We start from the raw sequence: 526 nt of genomic DNA on the forward strand, positions 1-526 counted from the left end.
TCCTTTGATTAGCGACGCACAGAAACGGGCAGGATCGAGCAAAACAGACTGCGGGATCACATGCAAACGGGCACCGTTGAGCAGGGCTGACCAGATTTCCCAGGTCGATGCATCAAACGCGACATTGGCGCAATGGGCAACACAGTCACGCTCGCTGATCTCTGCATAGGGATTATTGATCACCAATTGGCTGACATTGCGGTGCTCGGTCATCACGCCTTTGGGTTTGCCCGTGGAGCCGGAAGTGTAAATCACATACGCCAGATGGCGGGATGTCAGCCCCTTGGTTTGTGGCGCTGGATTATGGCCGGGCTGGTTTTCAAGGTTGAGTGCCGGGCTGTCCAGCAGGATGCGCGGAATCGCGCCCGCCAGAGTTGCGGCAGGGAATGGCTGAACCAACGACGTATGGGTCAACAAAGCCACAGGGGAGGCATCATCAATGATGTAAGCCAGCCGTTCAGCCGGATAGCTTGGATCGAGCGGCACATAGGCCCCGCCAGCCTTCAGGATACCCAGTAACCCGACA

At 57.0% G+C, this 526-nt stretch carries 1 protein-coding gene; it reads right to left on the bottom strand.

Annotated elements, in window-relative coordinates:
• The coding region (locus tag FE392_RS19825) for an AMP-binding protein (RefSeq protein WP_319931853.1) at nt 1–526 on the bottom strand (526 nt) is incomplete at both ends.

Source organism: Xenorhabdus santafensis (assembly GCF_033949405.1).
GTDB classification, from domain to species: domain Bacteria; phylum Pseudomonadota; class Gammaproteobacteria; order Enterobacterales; family Enterobacteriaceae; genus Xenorhabdus; species Xenorhabdus santafensis.